Source organism: Halomonas rhizosphaerae, from assembly GCF_030010555.1.
Taxonomy (GTDB): domain Bacteria; phylum Pseudomonadota; class Gammaproteobacteria; order Pseudomonadales; family Halomonadaceae; genus Halomonas; species Halomonas rhizosphaerae.
In genome coordinates this window covers 24,910-39,937 of the sequence record NZ_JASCQP010000007.1, presented here as the reverse complement: position 1 = coordinate 39,937, position 15,028 = coordinate 24,910, and the positions used below count along the sequence as shown (strand labels likewise).

14 protein-coding genes and 1 other RNA gene are annotated in these 15,028 nt (G+C 69.5%); 9 read left to right on the top strand and 6 right to left on the bottom strand.

Translation table 11 applies throughout. The features are described 5' to 3' along the window. Positions 1–114: 114 nt before the first annotated feature. Positions 115–1,629, top strand: coding sequence for a threonine ammonia-lyase, biosynthetic (ilvA, locus tag QLQ83_RS01940; RefSeq protein WP_282733893.1), 1,515 nt, complete (start codon positions 115–117; stop codon positions 1,627–1,629). A gap of 401 nt (positions 1,630–2,030) precedes the next feature. Here ilvA and QLQ83_RS01935 read toward each other — a convergent pair whose 3' ends face one another. The 3 genes from QLQ83_RS01935 to QLQ83_RS01925 form a co-directional block, all read right to left on the bottom strand. After that, positions 2,031–2,663, bottom strand: a complete 633-nt coding sequence (locus QLQ83_RS01935; protein WP_282733892.1) for a 5-formyltetrahydrofolate cyclo-ligase — start codon at positions 2,661–2,663, stop codon at positions 2,031–2,033. 9 nt (positions 2,664–2,672) lie between these two features. Continuing rightward, positions 2,673–2,857: non-coding RNA, 6S RNA (gene ssrS / locus QLQ83_RS01930), on the bottom strand. A gap of 51 nt (positions 2,858–2,908) precedes the next feature. Then, complete coding sequence (locus QLQ83_RS01925) at positions 2,909–3,208, bottom strand: cell division protein ZapA (protein ID WP_282733891.1); 300 nt, start codon at positions 3,206–3,208, stop codon at positions 2,909–2,911. 326 nt (positions 3,209–3,534) lie between these two features. Between QLQ83_RS01925 and QLQ83_RS01920 the strand changes: the two genes are divergently transcribed. The 4 genes from QLQ83_RS01920 to QLQ83_RS01905 all read left to right on the top strand — a co-directional run bounded on the left by QLQ83_RS01920 (position 3,535) and on the right by QLQ83_RS01905 (position 8,143). Next, a complete protein-coding gene (locus QLQ83_RS01920; protein ID WP_282733890.1) occupies positions 3,535–4,113 on the top strand; it encodes a YecA family protein in 579 nt (192 codons plus the stop codon). 31 nt (positions 4,114–4,144) lie between these two features. Then, positions 4,145–5,482, top strand: coding sequence for a Xaa-Pro aminopeptidase (gene pepP / locus QLQ83_RS01915; protein ID WP_282733889.1), 1,338 nt, complete (start codon positions 4,145–4,147; stop codon positions 5,480–5,482). Between the two features lie 65 nt (positions 5,483–5,547). Continuing rightward, entirely contained in the window at positions 5,548–6,759 is a 1,212-nt protein-coding gene (gene ubiH / locus QLQ83_RS01910) for a 2-octaprenyl-6-methoxyphenyl hydroxylase (protein ID WP_282733888.1), read from the top strand. Between the two features lie 112 nt (positions 6,760–6,871). Next, on the top strand, positions 6,872–8,143 hold the full coding sequence (locus QLQ83_RS01905; RefSeq protein ID WP_282733887.1) for a UbiH/UbiF/VisC/COQ6 family ubiquinone biosynthesis hydroxylase: 1,272 nt from the start codon (positions 6,872–6,874) through the stop codon (positions 8,141–8,143). On the opposite strand, the gene QLQ83_RS01900 is transcribed toward QLQ83_RS01905, so the two are convergent. From QLQ83_RS01900 to gpmI, 3 genes are all read right to left on the bottom strand, one after another. Further along, complete coding sequence (locus QLQ83_RS01900; RefSeq protein ID WP_282733886.1) at positions 8,121–9,425, bottom strand: S41 family peptidase; 1,305 nt, start codon at positions 9,423–9,425, stop codon at positions 8,121–8,123. The genes QLQ83_RS01905 and QLQ83_RS01900 overlap by 23 nt on opposite strands. A gap of 72 nt (positions 9,426–9,497) precedes the next feature. Next, positions 9,498–10,655 carry a murein hydrolase activator EnvC family protein gene (locus QLQ83_RS01895; RefSeq protein ID WP_282733885.1) on the bottom strand — a complete coding sequence of 386 codons (1,158 nt, stop codon included), beginning with the start codon at positions 10,653–10,655 and terminating at the stop codon, positions 9,498–9,500. 21 nt (positions 10,656–10,676) lie between these two features. Beyond that, a complete protein-coding gene (gpmI, locus tag QLQ83_RS01890) occupies positions 10,677–12,251 on the bottom strand; it encodes a 2,3-bisphosphoglycerate-independent phosphoglycerate mutase (protein WP_282733884.1) in 1,575 nt (524 codons plus the stop codon). Between the two features lie 211 nt (positions 12,252–12,462). Between gpmI and QLQ83_RS01885 the strand changes: the two genes are divergently transcribed. Genes QLQ83_RS01885 through QLQ83_RS01870 form a run of 4 tightly spaced genes read left to right on the top strand, consistent with a single transcriptional unit; the run spans position 12,463 to position 14,993 of the window. Then, positions 12,463–12,885 carry a rhodanese-like domain-containing protein gene (locus QLQ83_RS01885; protein WP_282733883.1) on the top strand — a complete coding sequence of 141 codons (423 nt, stop codon included), beginning with the start codon at positions 12,463–12,465 and terminating at the stop codon, positions 12,883–12,885. A gap of 59 nt (positions 12,886–12,944) precedes the next feature. Further along, a complete protein-coding gene (gene secB, locus QLQ83_RS01880) occupies positions 12,945–13,469 on the top strand; it encodes a protein-export chaperone SecB (RefSeq protein WP_282733882.1) in 525 nt (174 codons plus the stop codon). Between the two features lie 13 nt (positions 13,470–13,482). Beyond that, the gene (locus QLQ83_RS01875; RefSeq protein ID WP_282733881.1) at positions 13,483–14,229 is read left to right on the top strand and encodes a 16S rRNA (uracil(1498)-N(3))-methyltransferase; all 747 of its coding nucleotides are present in this window, start codon (positions 13,483–13,485) and stop codon (positions 14,227–14,229) included. A gap of 50 nt (positions 14,230–14,279) precedes the next feature. Continuing rightward, positions 14,280–14,993, top strand: coding sequence for a CvfB family protein (locus tag QLQ83_RS01870; RefSeq protein WP_282733880.1), 714 nt, complete (start codon positions 14,280–14,282; stop codon positions 14,991–14,993). Positions 14,994–15,028 lie beyond the last annotated feature (35 nt).

The window sequence follows — 15,028 nt, the reverse complement described above, 5'->3', positions numbered from 1 at the left end:
ATAGGCGATGCCGGTGGCGGGTGCTGGACGCCATGGCCGCCGCAATGCTACCAATAGGGGTTCTCTGCAGCGCAGCAAGATCTGCCGCCCGCGTCACGCCTCTGGGATATCAGGATGCTCGAAGCTACCGTCAAGAAGATTCTCCAGGCCCGGGTCTATGAAGCCGCCCGGGAAACGCCGATCTCCCCGGCCCCCTTCCTCTCCCGCCGTTTCAACAACCAGATCCTGATCAAGCGCGAGGACCTGCAGCCGGTCTACTCCTTCAAGATCCGCGGCGCCTACAACAAGATGGCCCAGCTCAGCGAGGCGCAGAAGGCCCAGGGCGTGATTGCCGCCTCGGCGGGCAACCATGCCCAGGGGCTGGCGATGGCGGCCAAGCTGATGGGCGTCAAGGCGGTGATCGTGATGCCCCGCATCACGCCGGAGATCAAGGTCCAGGCGGTGCGGGCGCGGGGCGCCAAGGTGGTGCTCAAGGGGGATGCCTTCGCCGAGGCGGCGGCCCATGCCCAGGAGCTGATCGCCGAGCACGGCTACACCTACATCCCGCCCTTCGACGACATCGATGTCATCGCCGGCCAGGGGACCATCGCCGTGGAGATCCTGCGCCAGCATGGCGGGCCGATCGACGCCATCTTCGTGCCGGTAGGGGGTGGCGGCCTGATCGCCGGCATGGCCGCCTACATCAAGTACCTGCGGCCCGAGATCAAGGTGATCGGGGTGGAGTCCGAGGACAGCGCCTGCCTCAAGGCGGCGCTGGCCGCCGGGGAGCGCGTGGTGCTGGACCAGGTCGGGGTCTTCGCCGAGGGCGTGGCCGTGGCGCAGGTCGGCGAGGTGCCCTTCTCGATCCTGCGCGACCTGATCGACGACGTCATCACCGTCAACACCGACGAGATGTGTGCCGCGGTGAAGGACATCTTCGAGGATACCCGGGCGGTCTCCGAGACCTCCGGGGCGCTCTCGCTGGCGGGCCTCAAGAAGTACATCCAGCAGACCGGTGCCGAGCACCAGACCCTCGTCTGCATCAACTCCGGGGCCAACACCAACTTCGACCGCCTGCAGCACATCGCCGAGCGTACCGAACTGGGCGAGCAGCGCGAGGCGATCCTCGCCGTGACCATCCCCGAGAGGCCCGGCAGTTTCAAGAAGTTCTGTCGCACCATCGGCAAGCGGATGGTCACCGAGTTCAACTACCGCTATGCGGACCCGGAGAAGGCCCACATCTTCGTCGGCGTCCAGGTGAAGCCCGGTGGCGAGGACCGCCAGGCGGTGATCGACAAGCTCCGTGGGGCCGGCTATCCCGTGGAGGACCTCACCGACAACGAGCTGGCCAAGCTGCATATCCGCCACCTGGGGGGCGGCCGGCCGAAGGAGCGCTTCGACGAGGAGGTCTACCGCTTCGAGTTCCCGGAACGGCCCGGGGCGCTGATGAACTTCCTCACCCACCTGCCCCACGACTGGAACATCTCGCTGTTCCACTACCGCAACCACGGGGCCGCCTATGGCCGGGTGCTGGTGGGCATGCAGGTCCCCAATGGAGATCGCACCCACGTCGAGGAGTACTTCGATGATATCGGCTATCGCTACTGGAAGGAGAGCGACAACCCGGCCTATCGGCTCTTCATGGCCTGAGGCCGGGCCATCCTCGACACGCCGAGTGAGCGCTGACTCACTCTGCAGCCTGGATCTCCCGAGTGTTTAAAAATGTAACACCCTAAGTATGCTGGTTGTCATACTGAGGCATCAGGCCCTATAGTCACGTCGTTGCCGCATGCCTCGCGGTCACCCCACAACAACATCCACAACGACCCTCGCGGTCCTGTCTCCCACGGAGTCGACAATGAAGCGCAAGCCCGATCTGGTCATGGCACTGGTGCTGGTCTTCGGCATCGGGGTCGTGGCGACCGGCTATGCCCAGGCGCTGGCGGGCGGCTGAATCCCCCCGCAAACGGAGTGGAGAGCGCCGGAATCGCCCGATGACGAAGGCCGATGCATATCTGCATCGGCCTTCGTCGTTCGTGCGGCAGAATCCCTCAGGGGCGTATTACCCGGGCATCGCTGACGATGGCGTCCAGCGGCACGTCCCAGGGGGCGGCGGGGAGGCGCTCGACACGCTGGCAGTCGTGGGCCAGGCCGATCAGGCGAGGGCGCGGCCCCGGGCGGCGGGTGAAGGCCAGGCTGCGGTCGTAGAAGCCGCCGCCCATGCCCATGCGCTGACCTCGGTCGTCGAAGCCCACCAGCGGCAGCAGGATCACATCGAGGGCCCAGGCCGGGGTGCGCCGCGCACGATGCGCCCCGTGGCGGGCCTCGGGTTCCGGGATGCCGAAGCGGTTGGCCACCATGGGCGTCCCCGAATGGTAGTGCACGAACCACAGCTGGTTGCGGGAGAGCGGCTTGAGGACCGGCAGGTGGACGCGTGTGCCGCGGCGCTCGAGCCAGGGAATCAGTGGGGTGGGATCGATCTCGCCGTCATTGGGCAGATAGAGGGCCAGGCGACGGGCGCGCTGGATCTCGGGCAGCTTCCGGAGGTGTCGGCAGAGGCGTTCTGCGGCGTCACGGCGAGCGTCGGCGCTCAGTTCGCGTCGGCGCAGGCGCAATTCGCGTCTCAGCCGGCGACGGGCGTCGTCGGTCAGGGGGGTGGCGGCGGTATCCTGCATGTGGGTCATGTCGGATGAGGGTTCCCCAGAGTGCCGCTGTCGTTCTGGCCCTTGAACCCAGTGGTTCAAGGTGGGTGGCCGCAGCCGAACCGTCAGGCTTTCCGACGCACGGACATGCACACGGGTCCGGCTAGCATTTGGCCCCCTGGGTACTGCGCATAGGCTCGAGGGACGATAACGACTGGCAAACACCCCAGGGAACCCCTTCATCCTACCAGAGGCACTGGCAGGGCCAAAGGGATGATTGCGTCGGCTCAACGCGCGGGCATGGCGTCCAGCGCTTTCTCGAGGCGGGCGTTGAGCTCGTTGAGGCTCTCCTCGCCGGCCCGCTGGTCATCCAGGGCCTCGAGCAGCTCATGGGCGATGTTGAGGGCCGCCATGATGGCGATCTTCTCGCGGTCGATCACCCGGCCACGTGAGTGGATGCCCTGCATGGCGCGGTCGAGGTAGCGGGCGGCCCGCTCGAGCTTGTCCTGCTCCTCCGGCGCGCAGGCGATGGCATAGCTGCGCTCCAGGAGGGTGATCTCGGTGGTGGGCCGTTTAGGCTCGGTCATGGCAGGCTCCGGAAAGGGGCAGAGGAAGGGGATCGCACGCCGGGTGCGCGTCACAGGGAGCCGATGCGTTAACATCGAGGCCAGGAGCCTGTCGCACTTAACACTGACCTACGACGAGGGCCGGTCTTGCGGCCAATTTCATTCGATCTGATTCATTACATAGCGGGCTATTCGCTACTTCAGATCGATAAATCTGTCTCGAAGTCCGACGCTCTCACGACGATCGGTCAAATCCGACAGGCGCCAAGAGGATGAATGCCAGTCACTATAAGAGAGCCGTTTGCGGGCGGTCAACGCGCCCGGCGGCCCCACCAGCGGATCTTGCCATGTCACTGATCAACGAACGCCAGGACTTCTCGACCATTGCCGACACCTTCCTGCTGCACGGCAGCATGCAGTCGCCGGCCTTCCTCGACGGGCGCCTCTGTGCCGAGCTTGCGCTGCACGACCTCACCCCCGAGGCGTGGCTGGAAGAGGTCTGCCTGAGTCTCGGGGTCGACCAGCCCCGCGACGAGCCGAGTGCCGAGCGGCTGCTGGGCTGGCGCCGCCAGACCCTCGAGGCCCTCTCCGCCGCCGAGCTCAACTTCGAGCCCCTGCTGCCGGATGAGCTCTTCTCCCTGGCCGAGCGTGCCCTGGGCCTGCAGGAGTGGACCCTCGGCTTCCTCGAGGTGGTGGCCGATGCCGGCGAGGAGCCCCGCCGTGCCTGGTCGCCGGCCCTGCGCGAGGCCCTCCAGGATCTCGAGGGCCTGACGGGCATCGAGACCGATATCGAGGACAGTCCGGAGAACGAGAACGACCTCTTCGCCCTCACCGAGCACGCACGCATGGCCGCCATGCTGCTCTACACCGAGCGGCATCCCGGCAAGCCCCAGGTCGAGCAGGTCGACGAGCCCACCCGCCACTGAGAGCGGCCAGAGAACCCACCCAGGAGCCGTGATGCACCCCGAGATCCTGCCCCGTCCCGCCCCGATCACCAATGACGAGTACCGTGCCCGCCGCCGGGCCCTGATGGATAGGCTGCCCGCCGACAGCGCCGTCCTGCTGCCGGGAGCGGCACTGGTCACCCGCTCGCGGGACAGCGAGTTCCCCTTCCGCCAGGACAGTGACTTCCACTACCTGACCGGCTTCCCCGAACCGGAGGCCCTGCTGCTGCTGCTGCCGGGCCGCGAGGCCGGCGAGAGCGTGCTGTTCTGCCAGGACCGCGACCCGACGCTGGAAGCCTGGACCGGCATCCGCCTGGGCGCGGAGGGTACCGTGCGCAAGCATGGCATCGACCAGGCCTTCGAGAATGCCGAGCGCGAGGCGCGGCTGGCCGAGCTGCTCGACGGTCGTCACACGCTCTACCTGCCGCTGGGCGATGCCGAGGCCCTGGCGCTCGCCGAGGAGGTGCGTGGTGAGCTGGCCGGCCGCTCGCGTCGCGGGGCGGTGGCGCCATCGGCCTTCGCCGACGTCAGCGAACTGATCCACGAGCAGCGCCTGTGCAAGAGCGAGGCGGAGCTGGCCCTGATGCGCCACGCCGGGGCGATCTCCGCCCGGGCCCATGTGCGGGCCATGCGCACGGCTCGCCCGGGGCTCATGGAGCGACAGCTGCAGGCCGAGCTCGAGCACGAGTTCCGCTGGCAGGGCGGCAGCGGCCCGGCCTACGCCAGCATCGTCGGTGGCGGCATCAATGCCTGTGTGCTGCACTACATCGAGAACCATGCCCCCCTGGAGGATGGCGCCTTGGTGCTGATCGATGCCGGCGCCGAGTTCGATCTCTATGCCGGCGACATCACCCGCACCTTCCCGGTCAACGGCCGCTTCTCCGAGGCCCAGCGGGCCCTCTACGAGGTGGTGCTGGCCGCCCAGGAGCGCGCCGTCGCCGCGGTCCGCCCCGGCATCACCCTGGCGACGATCCACGAGGGCGTGGTGCACGACCTCACCGCCGGTCTCATCGAGCTCGGGCTGCTGGAGGGCGACGTCCAGGCGCGCATCGACGATGGCAGCTACAAGCGCTTCTACCTGCACTCGACCTCCCACTGGCTGGGGCTCGACGTGCATGACGTGGGGGCCTATCGCCACGAGGGGCAGCCCCGCGCCCTGCTGCCCGGCATGGTGCTCACCGTGGAGCCCGGCCTCTACGTGCCTGCCGATGACGATCTGCCCGAGGCCTTCCGCGGCATCGGCATCCGCATCGAGGATGACGTGGCGGTGACGTCCGACGGCCGCGAGGTACTGACCGTGGACGTGCCCAAGCGGGTAGCGGAAATCGAAGCCCTGATGGACAGTAATTGACCGGTCAAGGAGCCGTTGGCAATGCCTTTATGTAATGTACGTTATGGGATAAAAGGGTGCCTGCCATGAGCTCGACCGCGCAGCTGCGGGTGGATATCGCCATCATCGGCGGCGGACTCGTGGGGGCCAGCCTGGGCTGTGCCCTGGCTGCGCTGGTCGAGCGGGCGGGGCTCCGGGTGGCGGTGATCGAGGCGGCACCGCTGCCGCCGCCGCAGGCCGAACCCTGGCAGCCCAGCTTCGATGCCCGGGCGAGCGCCATCGCCGGTGGCTCCGCCCGGCATTTCGCTAACCTGGGGGTCTGGGACAGCATGGCCGAGATGGCCGCCCCGATCCGCACCATTCACGTCAGTGAACGGGGCCGCCTGGGCGTGACGCGGCTGCGCGCCGCTGAGCTTGGGGTCGAGGCGCTGGGTCAGGTGATCCCCAATGCCTGGATGGGGCGAGTGCTGCATGGCCGGCTGAGCGAGCTGCCACTGGCCTGGCACTGTCCGGCCAGGGTCGAGGCGATCCACCCCGTCGCCGAGGGATATCGGCTGCAGCTGTCGGATGGCAGCGAGCTGGAAGCCGGGCTGACGGTCCTCGCCGACGGCGGACGCTCGGGGCTCAAGGAACGGCTGGGGATCGAGAGCCGCGAGCGGCCCTATGACCAGGTGGCACTGATCGCCAGCGTCGAGGTCAGCCGCCCCCACAGGGGCGTCGCCTATGAGCGGTTCACGCCGGCGGGACCCATCGCCCTGCTGCCCCTCCAGGGCCAGGCCATGGAGCTGGTCTGGACCCACGAGCGCGGCGAGGAGGGGCGCCGCCTGGCCCTGTCCGACGGGGATTTCCTGGCCGAGCTGCAACGGGCCTTCGGTGACCGGGTCGGGCATTTCCGACGGGTCGGCCGCCGTCATGCCTACCCGCTGTCGCTGATCACCGCTCGCGAGACCACTCGCCCCGGACTGGCGGTGCTGGGCAATGCGGCCCATGCCCTGCACCCGGTGGCCGGCCAGGGCTTCAACCTGGCGCTGCGTGGGGTCATGGATCTGGTGGCTGCCATCGAGGCCGGCATCGAGCGGGGCGATGGCCCGGGGAGCGCGGCGGTCCTGCGGGACTTCGAGGTGCGTCGAGACGCCGACCGTGACAACGTCATCCGCTTCAGCGACGGCCTGATTCGCCTGTTCGGGCTCGATATTCCCCTGCTCTCCCATGCCCGCGGCGCAGGTCTCGTGGGGCTGAACCTGCTGGGGCCACTGCGCCGCGGCCTGGCCCGCCGGGCCATGGGGCTGGAACGCTAGAGGCTGTTGCGACAGGAAACGACAAGGGCTGGATGGCAGGAGCGCGAAGGTTGGGTATCGACACGCTGAACAGGCAGCATGGTCATCGGGGCCGTCACGAGGAGCAGAGTTCATGAGCACAGGACAGGGACGCGCCTCGGCGCCGTTCGAGGTAATCATCGTCGGCGGCGGCATGGTGGGCACGGCCCTGGCCTGCCTGCTGGGCCGGGCCGGGCTTGAGGTGGCGTTGCTGGATGCCCGCGAGGCGCCGCTCGACCGCGACGCCGTGGGCAAGGGGCCGCCCTCCATGCGGGTCAGTGCCCTGACGCCGGTATCGCAACAGCTGCTGAGGGGACTGGGTGCCTGGGCGTGGATGGCCTCGCGCCGGGTGAGTCCCTATCGCTTCATGCAGGTCTGGGACGGCGAGGGCAGCGGCGAGGTGAACTTCTCCGCGTCCCAGGCCGGGGTGCCGGTGCTGGGGCATATCGTCGAGAACGACGTCACCCTGGCGGCGCTCGAGGCGTGCCTGGCCGAGTTGCCGAGCGTCCAGGCGCGCTTCGGCGCTCGCGTGGCCGGTCTCGAGGCTGACGACGCCGGGCGGACGGTGCTGCTGGAGGATGGCCGCCGGCTGACGGCCTCCCTGGTGGTGGCCGCCGACGGGGCCCGGTCACCGCTGCGGGCGATGGCCGGCATCGGCGTCTGCTCCCGCGACACCGGCCAGGTGGCGGTGGTCACCACGGTGCGTACGCGCCTCGCCCATGGCGGCGTGGCGCGCCAGGTCTTTCTCCCGACGGGGCCACTGGCCTTCCTGCCGCTGCACATAGAGGGCGGCGACCATCACTGCTCCATCGTCTGGTCCACCAGCCCGCAGGAGGCCGAGCGTCTGCTGGCCCTGTCCCGGGAGGCGCTGGGCGTCGAGATGGCGGTCGCCATCGAGCACCGGTTGGGCGAGGTGACGGTGACCGACCGGTCGCTGGCGGTGCCGCTCACCCAGCGACATGCCGAGCGCTACGTGCTGCCGGGCTTCGCCCTGGTGGGGGATGCGGCGCACAGCATCCATCCGCTGGCAGGCCAGGGGGTGAACCTGGGGCTGATGGATGCGGCGGTGCTCGCCGAGGAACTGGTCACGGGCCGGCGACGGGGGCTGTCACCAGGCGATGCCGTGCTGCTGGGGCGCTACGCCCGGCGCCGGCGTGGCGACAATGCCGCCATGCTGGCGCTGATGGACGGCTTCCGGCTGCTGTTCGGGGCGCGCCACCCGGCGCTCACCCTGGCGCGTAACCTGGGGCTCTCCGGCGTCGACCGGTTCGGGCCGCTCAAGCGGCTGCTGATGCAGCAGGCGACGGGGCATCGCGGGCGCCTGCCTCGCGCCTGTCGCGCCCTCAGCCGCCGCGACGCTGGCTGAGCACGTCGAGGGCCTTGAGCAGGTTGAGGGCCTCGCCGAGCTGGTAGTCCTCGCGCAAGCGCTCGCTCATCTCGCTGCGGGTGCGCTGCTCGTCCTGGGAGCGCAGGTGGCCCTCCAGGTCCGATTCGCGCACGTTCAGGCCACTGCCCTCGGCCACCTCCAGGCGGCCACGGATCACCTCCACGTCGGGCTCGATGCCCTGGGCCTGGATCGAGCGGCCGTCGGGGGTGAAGTAGAGCGCCGTGGTCAGCTTAAGCCCCTCGCCGTTGCCCAGCGGCATGATCTGTTGCACCGAGCCCTTGCCGAAGCTCTCGGTACCCATCACCACGCCGCGGCGCTGGTCCTGCAGGGCGCCGGCGACGATCTCCGCCGCCGAGGCGCTGCCGCCATTGATCAGCACCACCAGCGGCACGTCGGCCGCCGCCGTCTCGCGACCGGCCGAGAAGCGCATCTCGCTGTCCGGCAGGCGCCCCTCGGTGTAGACGATCAGTCCCTCGTCGAGGAAGGCGTCGGCCACGTCCACCGCGGCCTGCAGCACCCCGCCGGGGTTGTTGCGCAGGTCGAGCACCAGGCCCTTGAGCGGCCCGTCGCGTTCCAGGCGACGGATGGTGCTGCCGACCTGCTCGCCGGTGCGGGTCTGGAACTGGCTGACCCGCAGGTAGCCGTAGCCCTCCTCAAGAAGCTCGCTCTTGACGCTCTCGGTGCGGATGACCTCGCGGGTCAGGGTGACCTCCTGGGGGGCGCTCTCGCCCTGGCGCAGGATGGTCAGCCGGATCTCGGTGCCGGGGTCGCCGCGCATCAGGTTGACCGCCTCCTGCAGCGAGAGCCGGTCGGTGGGCGTATCGTCGATGCGCAGGATCTTGTCCCGGGACTGCAGGCCGGCTCGTGAGGCCGGCGTGTCGTCGATGGGGGTGATCACCGTCAGCTGGCCATCCTCCAGGCCCACCTCGATGCCCACGCCGCCGAACTCTCCCTGGGTGGACTCGCGCAGGCTCTCGAACTCCTCGCTGTCCAGGTAGGCGGAGTGGGGATCGAGCTCGCTGAGCATGCCGCGCATGGCGTTGCGCAGCAGGTCGGCATCCTCGACCTCCTCGACGTAGGCGCGCTTGATGCGCTCGAACACCTCGGCGAAGGCCTGGATCTCGGCGACCGGCAGGTCATCCTCCGGGCTCTGGCCCTGTGCGGTGGCAGGCAGGGGAGCGAGCGCCAGCAGGGCGGCCGACAGCAGTGCCGACACCAGGCGGCGCGTCACGGTGGGCAGAGCGGCGGGACGTAGGGACATGCAGATTCTCGCGGTTCCGGAGGTGGCAGCCCAGCATAGCCCGTGGCCGGGCGTCTATGGAATAGCCGGGGCTCACGGCTGGCGGGCGATCCAGCGCCGCGGGTCGATGGGGTCGCCGTTGCGGCGTACCTCGAAGTAGAGCCCCGGCCGCTGTTGACCGCCGCTGTCGCCCACCGCGCCCAGGGAGTCGCCACGGGTGACGGCTGCCCCCACCGGTACCTCGAAGTGCTGCAGGTGGGCATGCAGGGTCATTACCTGGTCGCCGTGATCGACGATCAGCAGGTTGCCGAAGCCGCGCATCCAGTCGGCGAACACCACTCGCCCCGCATGCACGGCTTTGACCGGGGTGCCCGCGGCAGCCTGGATCAACAGGCCGTTGAGGTGGACGCCCTCCCCCTCATGAAAGGCCGAGGCGATGCTGCCCTGCACCGGCCATGGCAGCTCGCCCCGGGTCTGTTCGATGGCCGTGGAGGGCGGTGGCCGCTCCAGGCGCGCCAGCTGCTCCTGCACCTCGCGCAGGGTGCGCTCGGCATGGGCCCGGTCCTGGGCGAGCGTCGCCAGGCGTGCCTGTTCGCTGGCGAAGCGCTCGTCTAGCCTGGCCACCAGGGCAGCACGTTCCGACATCTGCTCGGCCAGGGTGGCGCTGCGTGCGGCAAGCTCCGTGGCGACGGCCTCGAGGCGCTCGCCACGCTCATCCAGTGCCCGGCGATTGTCTGCCAGTTCGGCATCGAGCCTTTCCAGCTCGTCGAGGCGCTCGTTGCGTGCCCGGGCCAGGCGGTTGAGATAGTGCTGAAGGCGGTCGAGTCGCGCCGGGTCGTCCTGGTTGAGCAGCAGCTTGAGCTGGGGGGTGCGGCCGAGGCGATAGAGGGCATCGAGCTGGGCCGACAGGGCCTCGACTTGCTGGGCGCGCTCGGCGGCCAGCTGCTCGCGTCGCGCCTCGAGGGAGGCGATCTCGTCGCCGAGCGCGCGTCGCTCGGCCTGCAGGTCATCGAGGTGGCGGTGGGTCTCGGCGAGGGCGGTCTCCACCTCGCGCAGGGCCTCGCTGGCCTCGTCCCGGGCCTCCCGGGTGGTGGAGAGCTGCGCGGAGGCCTCCCTGAGCTCCTCGCCAAGGGCATCGAGGCGCGCCTGTGCCTCACGTTCGGAGGGCTGGGCGGCAAGCGGCGACGCCAGGCCCAGCACCATCGCCAGTCCCGGCAGCCATGCGCCGAGCGTTGTGACGCCTCTCGCCATCCCCTGGCCTCCCCGCCCGGCTCAGTCGCGCTCGATCAGCACCCGGCCGGTCATCTCCTCGGGGATCGGCTGGTCCATCATCGTCAGCAGGGTCGGGGCGATGTCGCACAGGCTGCCGTCGTCCGCGAGCCGCACCGGACGCTCGCCGACATAGATCAGCGGCACCTCGAAGGTGGTGTGGGCGGTTTGGGGCGCTCCGGTCTCGGGGTGGACCATCTGCTCGGCGTTGCCGTGGTCGGCGGTGACCAGGCAGGCGCCGCAGGCGCGCCGGATCGCCTCCACCACCCGGCCGACGCAGGCGTCCACCGCCTCGATGGCCCGGACGGCGGCGTCGAAGTCGCCGGTGTGACCGACCATGTCACCGTTGGCGTAGTTGCAGACGATCAGGTCGAACGTGCCGGCATCGATCGCCTCCACCAGCCGGTCGGTGACTTCCGCGGCGCTCATCTCGGGCTTCTCGTCGTAGGTCTTCACCTCCTGGGGGGAGGGTATCAGCACCCGGGTCTCGCCCCGGTACTCCTCCTCGCGGCCGCCGGAGAAGAAGAAGGTGACGTGGGCATACTTCTCGGTCTCGGCGATGCGCAGTTGGGTGAGGTCGCGCTTCTCCATCACCTCGCCCAGGGTGTTGACGAGTTCCGCCGGCGGAAAGGCCGCCGGCGCAGGGATATCGGCAGCATACTGGGTCAGCATCACCAGGCCGTCGGCGGCGAGCCTGGGTCGCACGCGGCGCTCGAAGCCGCTGAAGCCCGCCTCGACGAAGGCGCGGGTCAGCTCCCGGGCGCGGTCGGCACGGAAGTTCATGAAGATGGCGGCATCGCCCTCGGCCAGGGCCACCGGCGCGCCGCTCGGGCGGATGCTGGTGGCGGTGACGAACTCGTCGGTCTCGTCGCGCTCGTAGGCCCGGCGCAGCCCCTCCTCGGCCCCGATCGCCTCGAACTCGCCCTCGCCCTCGGTGATCAGGCGGTAGGCCTTCTCCACGCGATCCCAGCGGTTGTCCCGGTCCATGGCGTAGTAGCGGCCGATGATCGAGGCCACGAAGCCGTTCTCGGGGCCCACCAGCTCGGCGAGGCGCGCGTTGGTGCGTTCCAGCGACGCCATGGCGCTCTTGGGCGGCATGTCGCGGCCGTCGAGGAAGGCGTGGACGTAGATCCGCCGCGCGCCGCGGCGGGCGGCCAGCTCGGCCATCGCCAGGAAGTGGTCCTCGTGGCTGTGCACGCCGCCTGGCGAGAGCAGGCCCAGCAGGTGCACCGCCTTGCCCTCAGCCACGGCGGCATCGATCGGCGCCGTCAGCACCTCGATGGTGTCCAGGTCGCCGTCCTCGACGGCCTTGGTGATGCGCGTGAAGTCCTGGTAGACGATGCGCCCGGCGCCCAGGTTCATGTGGCCGACCTCGGAGTTGCCCATCTGGCCATCCGGCAGGCCAACGTGGCGGCCGTCGGTATGGATCAGGGTGTGCGGCTGCTCCTGCCACAGGCGATCCATCACCGGGGTGCGGGCGGCGAGCACGGCGTTGTCCCTGGCTTCCTCGTTGTAGCCATAGCCGTCGAGGATGATCAGCGCCACCGGACGCGGGGTAGGGGTGCGGGGTTCGGTCATGGGGAGGGCCTCTTTGTCCTTGTCAGCCCCGGCAGGCGCGCGGGCGGTCACCGGGGTCGCGACTTGCATCTGCTTGCGGCATCATATCGCAGGGCACCGCCAGACGTCATTTGAGCGGCCCCCGGCCTGCCGTGGCTTTGTGTATACTGGGCGCCGCCGCGACGAGCCGGCCCCGTTCACCGTGCATCCGAGACAAGAGTTAGCCGAACCCATGATCGATCAGCTGTTCGAATTCGTGCAGAATCACCCTCTGCTGGTGGGGGCCTTCCTGCTGGTGTTGACCGCCTGGATCGCCTACGAGGTCCGCAACAGCAGCAGCGGTGGCGTGACCTCCGGCGAGGCGACCCAGCTGGTCAATCGCGAGGACGCCGTGGTGCTCGACCTTCGCGAGGCCGGCGAGTTCAAGGCGGGCCACATCGCCGGCGCGCGCAACATCCCCCAGAGCAAGCTCGATGAGCGCATGCGTGAACTCGAGAAGTTCAAGGGCAAGCCGATCATCGTGGCCTGCAAGCATGGCCAGAGCGCCGGCGTCGCCCAGGCCAAGCTGACCAAGGCAGGCTTCGAGCGGGTGCTCAAGCTCAAGGGCGGCATGGCCCAGTGGCAGGCCGATGGCCTGCCGGTCGTCAAGAAATAGCGCCCATCAGGCCGCGACGCATCATCGACACGCATTCACCGAATCAAAGGACCTTTCCCATGGCGGAAGAGAACAACCAGAACGCCGGCCCCAATGGCCAGGCGGCCGGCCAGCAGGACAAGCCCCAACTGCAGTTCGCCCTGCAGCGCATCTACGTCAAGGACATCTCCTTCGAGGCCCCCAACTCGCCGACGGTCTTCCAGCAGCCGTTCAAGCCCAAGGTCGGTCTGGACCTGAACACCACCAGCCGCCAGGTCGGGGAAGGCCTGTACGAGGTGGTCATCAAGGTCACCGCCCAGGTCACCCACAGCGAGGAAGGCACCACCTCCTTCCTGGCCGAGATCGAGCAGGCCGGCCTGTTCCGTATCAGCGGCATCGAGGGGCAGCAGCTCGACCACACCCTGGGCGCCTTCTGTCCCAACATGCTCTTCCCCTATGCCCGGGAGTGCATCGACAATCTGGTCAATCGGGGCGGCTTCCCGCCGCTGATGCTGGCGCCGGTCAACTTCGAGGCGATCTACGCCCAGAAGAAGAAGCGTCAGGCCGAACAGGCCCAGCCGTCGGGCGAGCAGGCGACCCAGTAAGCGTGACCGGCCCGTGTCAGTGAATGCCCCGCGAGTGAAGGCCCCGCGCATCCACGTTGCCGCCGACCTTGTGGTCGGCGGCGACGTGGTTCTGCCCGAGGGACCGGCCCGCCACGTGGCACGAGTGCTGCGCCTTACCGAGGGCGCGCCTCTGCGGCTCTTCGACGGCGCCGGCCGGGAGGCCAGGGCGGTGATCGTCGAGGCCTCCCGCAAGCGGGTGGTGGTGCGCATCGAGGCCGTGGCCCCGGGCACCGGCGAGTCGCCGCTCGCGGTGCACCTGGGGCAGGCGATCTCCAAGGGCGATCGCATGGACTACGCCATCCAGAAGGCGGTGGAGCTCGGCGTCGCCGCGATCACCCCGCTCTACACCGAGCATGGCGACGTGCGCCTCCGGGGCGAGCGCGAGGCGAAGAAGCTCGCCCACTGGCAGGCCGTGGCGGCCAGCGCCTGCGAGCAGTGCGGTCGCGCGACCCTGCCGCCCGTGCACCCCCCCGCCGGCCTGGCCGACTGGCTGGCCGGCCGCGACGAAGCGCTGCGCCTGGTGCTGCATCCCGGCACCACCGGGGCCCTGGAACAACGGGAAGCGCCTGCCAGCGCCGCCCTGCTGATCGGCCCGGAGGGTGGACTGTCCGAGGCCGAGGTCGAGGCGGCCCTGGCCGGCGGCTTCGTCCCCCTCTCCCTCGGCCCGCGCATCCTGCGCACCGAGACCACGCCGGTGGTGGCGCTGTCGCTGCTGCAATCCCGCTTCGGCGACCTGTGAGCGCCAACGCATCCCCGGCGCCTTGTGCCTCTCCTCACCGGAGCTCCCCCATGCCCGACTCCCGAGACCGCCGCCCATCCACCTCGCCTCGCTCCGCCGGCACGCGCAACTATTGTGCCCCCAGGGCGGCCGTCGGAGAGGTGGCCTACCTCGAGGTGGTTACCGTCAACGACACCGGGGCCTTCCTCGACTGGGGCCACCCCCGCGACCTGCTGCTGCCCTATGGCGAGCAGCGCTTCCGTCCCAGCGTGGGCAAGCGGGTGCTGGTGATGATCTACGAAGACCAGCAGGGCCGGCCGGTGGCCTCCCAGAAGCTCGAGCGCTTCATCGCCGACGAGGCCGTGGGCCTGCAAGCAGGTGATGCGGTGTCACTGGTGATCGCCGAGGCGACCGACCTGGGGGTCAAGGCCGTGGTGAACCACCGCTTCTGGGGCCTGCTCTACCGTGACGACATCAACCGCCCGCTGCGCCGCGGCCAGCGTCTCACCGGCTACGTGAAGCGCCTGCGTGACGACGGTCGGCTGGACCTCTCGCTGCTGCCGCCGGGCGAAGCGCGGCTCGACGTGGTGGGCGAGCAGGTGCTCAAGGCCCTGCGCGAGAGCGGCGGCTACCTGCCGCTGGGCGACAAGAGCGACCCGGCGGAGATCAAGGCGCGGCTGGGGGTGAGCAAGAGCGCCTTCAAGCAGGCCATCGGCCGGCTCTACAAGCACCAGCAGATCACCCTGGAGCCTGGCGGGATCCGCCTGGTGCCGGGCGGGGAGTAACCGGTTAGTGCAGGCCTGGCAACTTGGTGCGCCTG

Excerpts from the sequence above, each read along its gene's own strand:
- QLQ83_RS01925 (WP_282733891.1), bottom strand. The coding sequence starts at position 3,208 with ATGACCGAGCCTAAACGGCCCACCACCGAGATCACCCTCCTGGAGCGC.
- secB (WP_282733882.1), top strand. The coding sequence starts at position 12,945 with ATGGCGGAAGAGAACAACCAGAACGCCGGCCCCAATGGCCAGGCGGCC.
- QLQ83_RS01900 (WP_282733886.1), bottom strand. The coding sequence starts at position 9,425 with ATGTCCCTACGTCCCGCCGCTCTGCCCACCGTGACGCGCCGCCTGGTG.
- pepP (WP_282733889.1), top strand. The coding sequence starts at position 4,145 with ATGCACCCCGAGATCCTGCCCCGTCCCGCCCCGATCACCAATGACGAG.
- ilvA (WP_282733893.1), top strand. The coding sequence starts at position 115 with ATGCTCGAAGCTACCGTCAAGAAGATTCTCCAGGCCCGGGTCTATGAA.
- QLQ83_RS01885 (WP_282733883.1), top strand. The coding sequence starts at position 12,463 with ATGATCGATCAGCTGTTCGAATTCGTGCAGAATCACCCTCTGCTGGTG.
- QLQ83_RS01905 (WP_282733887.1), top strand. The coding sequence starts at position 6,872 with ATGAGCACAGGACAGGGACGCGCCTCGGCGCCGTTCGAGGTAATCATC.
- QLQ83_RS01895 (WP_282733885.1), bottom strand. The coding sequence starts at position 10,655 with ATGGCGAGAGGCGTCACAACGCTCGGCGCATGGCTGCCGGGACTGGCG.
- ubiH (WP_282733888.1), top strand. The coding sequence starts at position 5,548 with ATGAGCTCGACCGCGCAGCTGCGGGTGGATATCGCCATCATCGGCGGC.
- gpmI (WP_282733884.1), bottom strand. The coding sequence starts at position 12,251 with ATGACCGAACCCCGCACCCCTACCCCGCGTCCGGTGGCGCTGATCATC.
- QLQ83_RS01870 (WP_282733880.1), top strand. The coding sequence starts at position 14,280 with ATGCCCGACTCCCGAGACCGCCGCCCATCCACCTCGCCTCGCTCCGCC.
- QLQ83_RS01920 (WP_282733890.1), top strand. The coding sequence starts at position 3,535 with ATGTCACTGATCAACGAACGCCAGGACTTCTCGACCATTGCCGACACC.
- QLQ83_RS01935 (WP_282733892.1), bottom strand. The coding sequence starts at position 2,663 with ATGACCCACATGCAGGATACCGCCGCCACCCCCCTGACCGACGACGCC.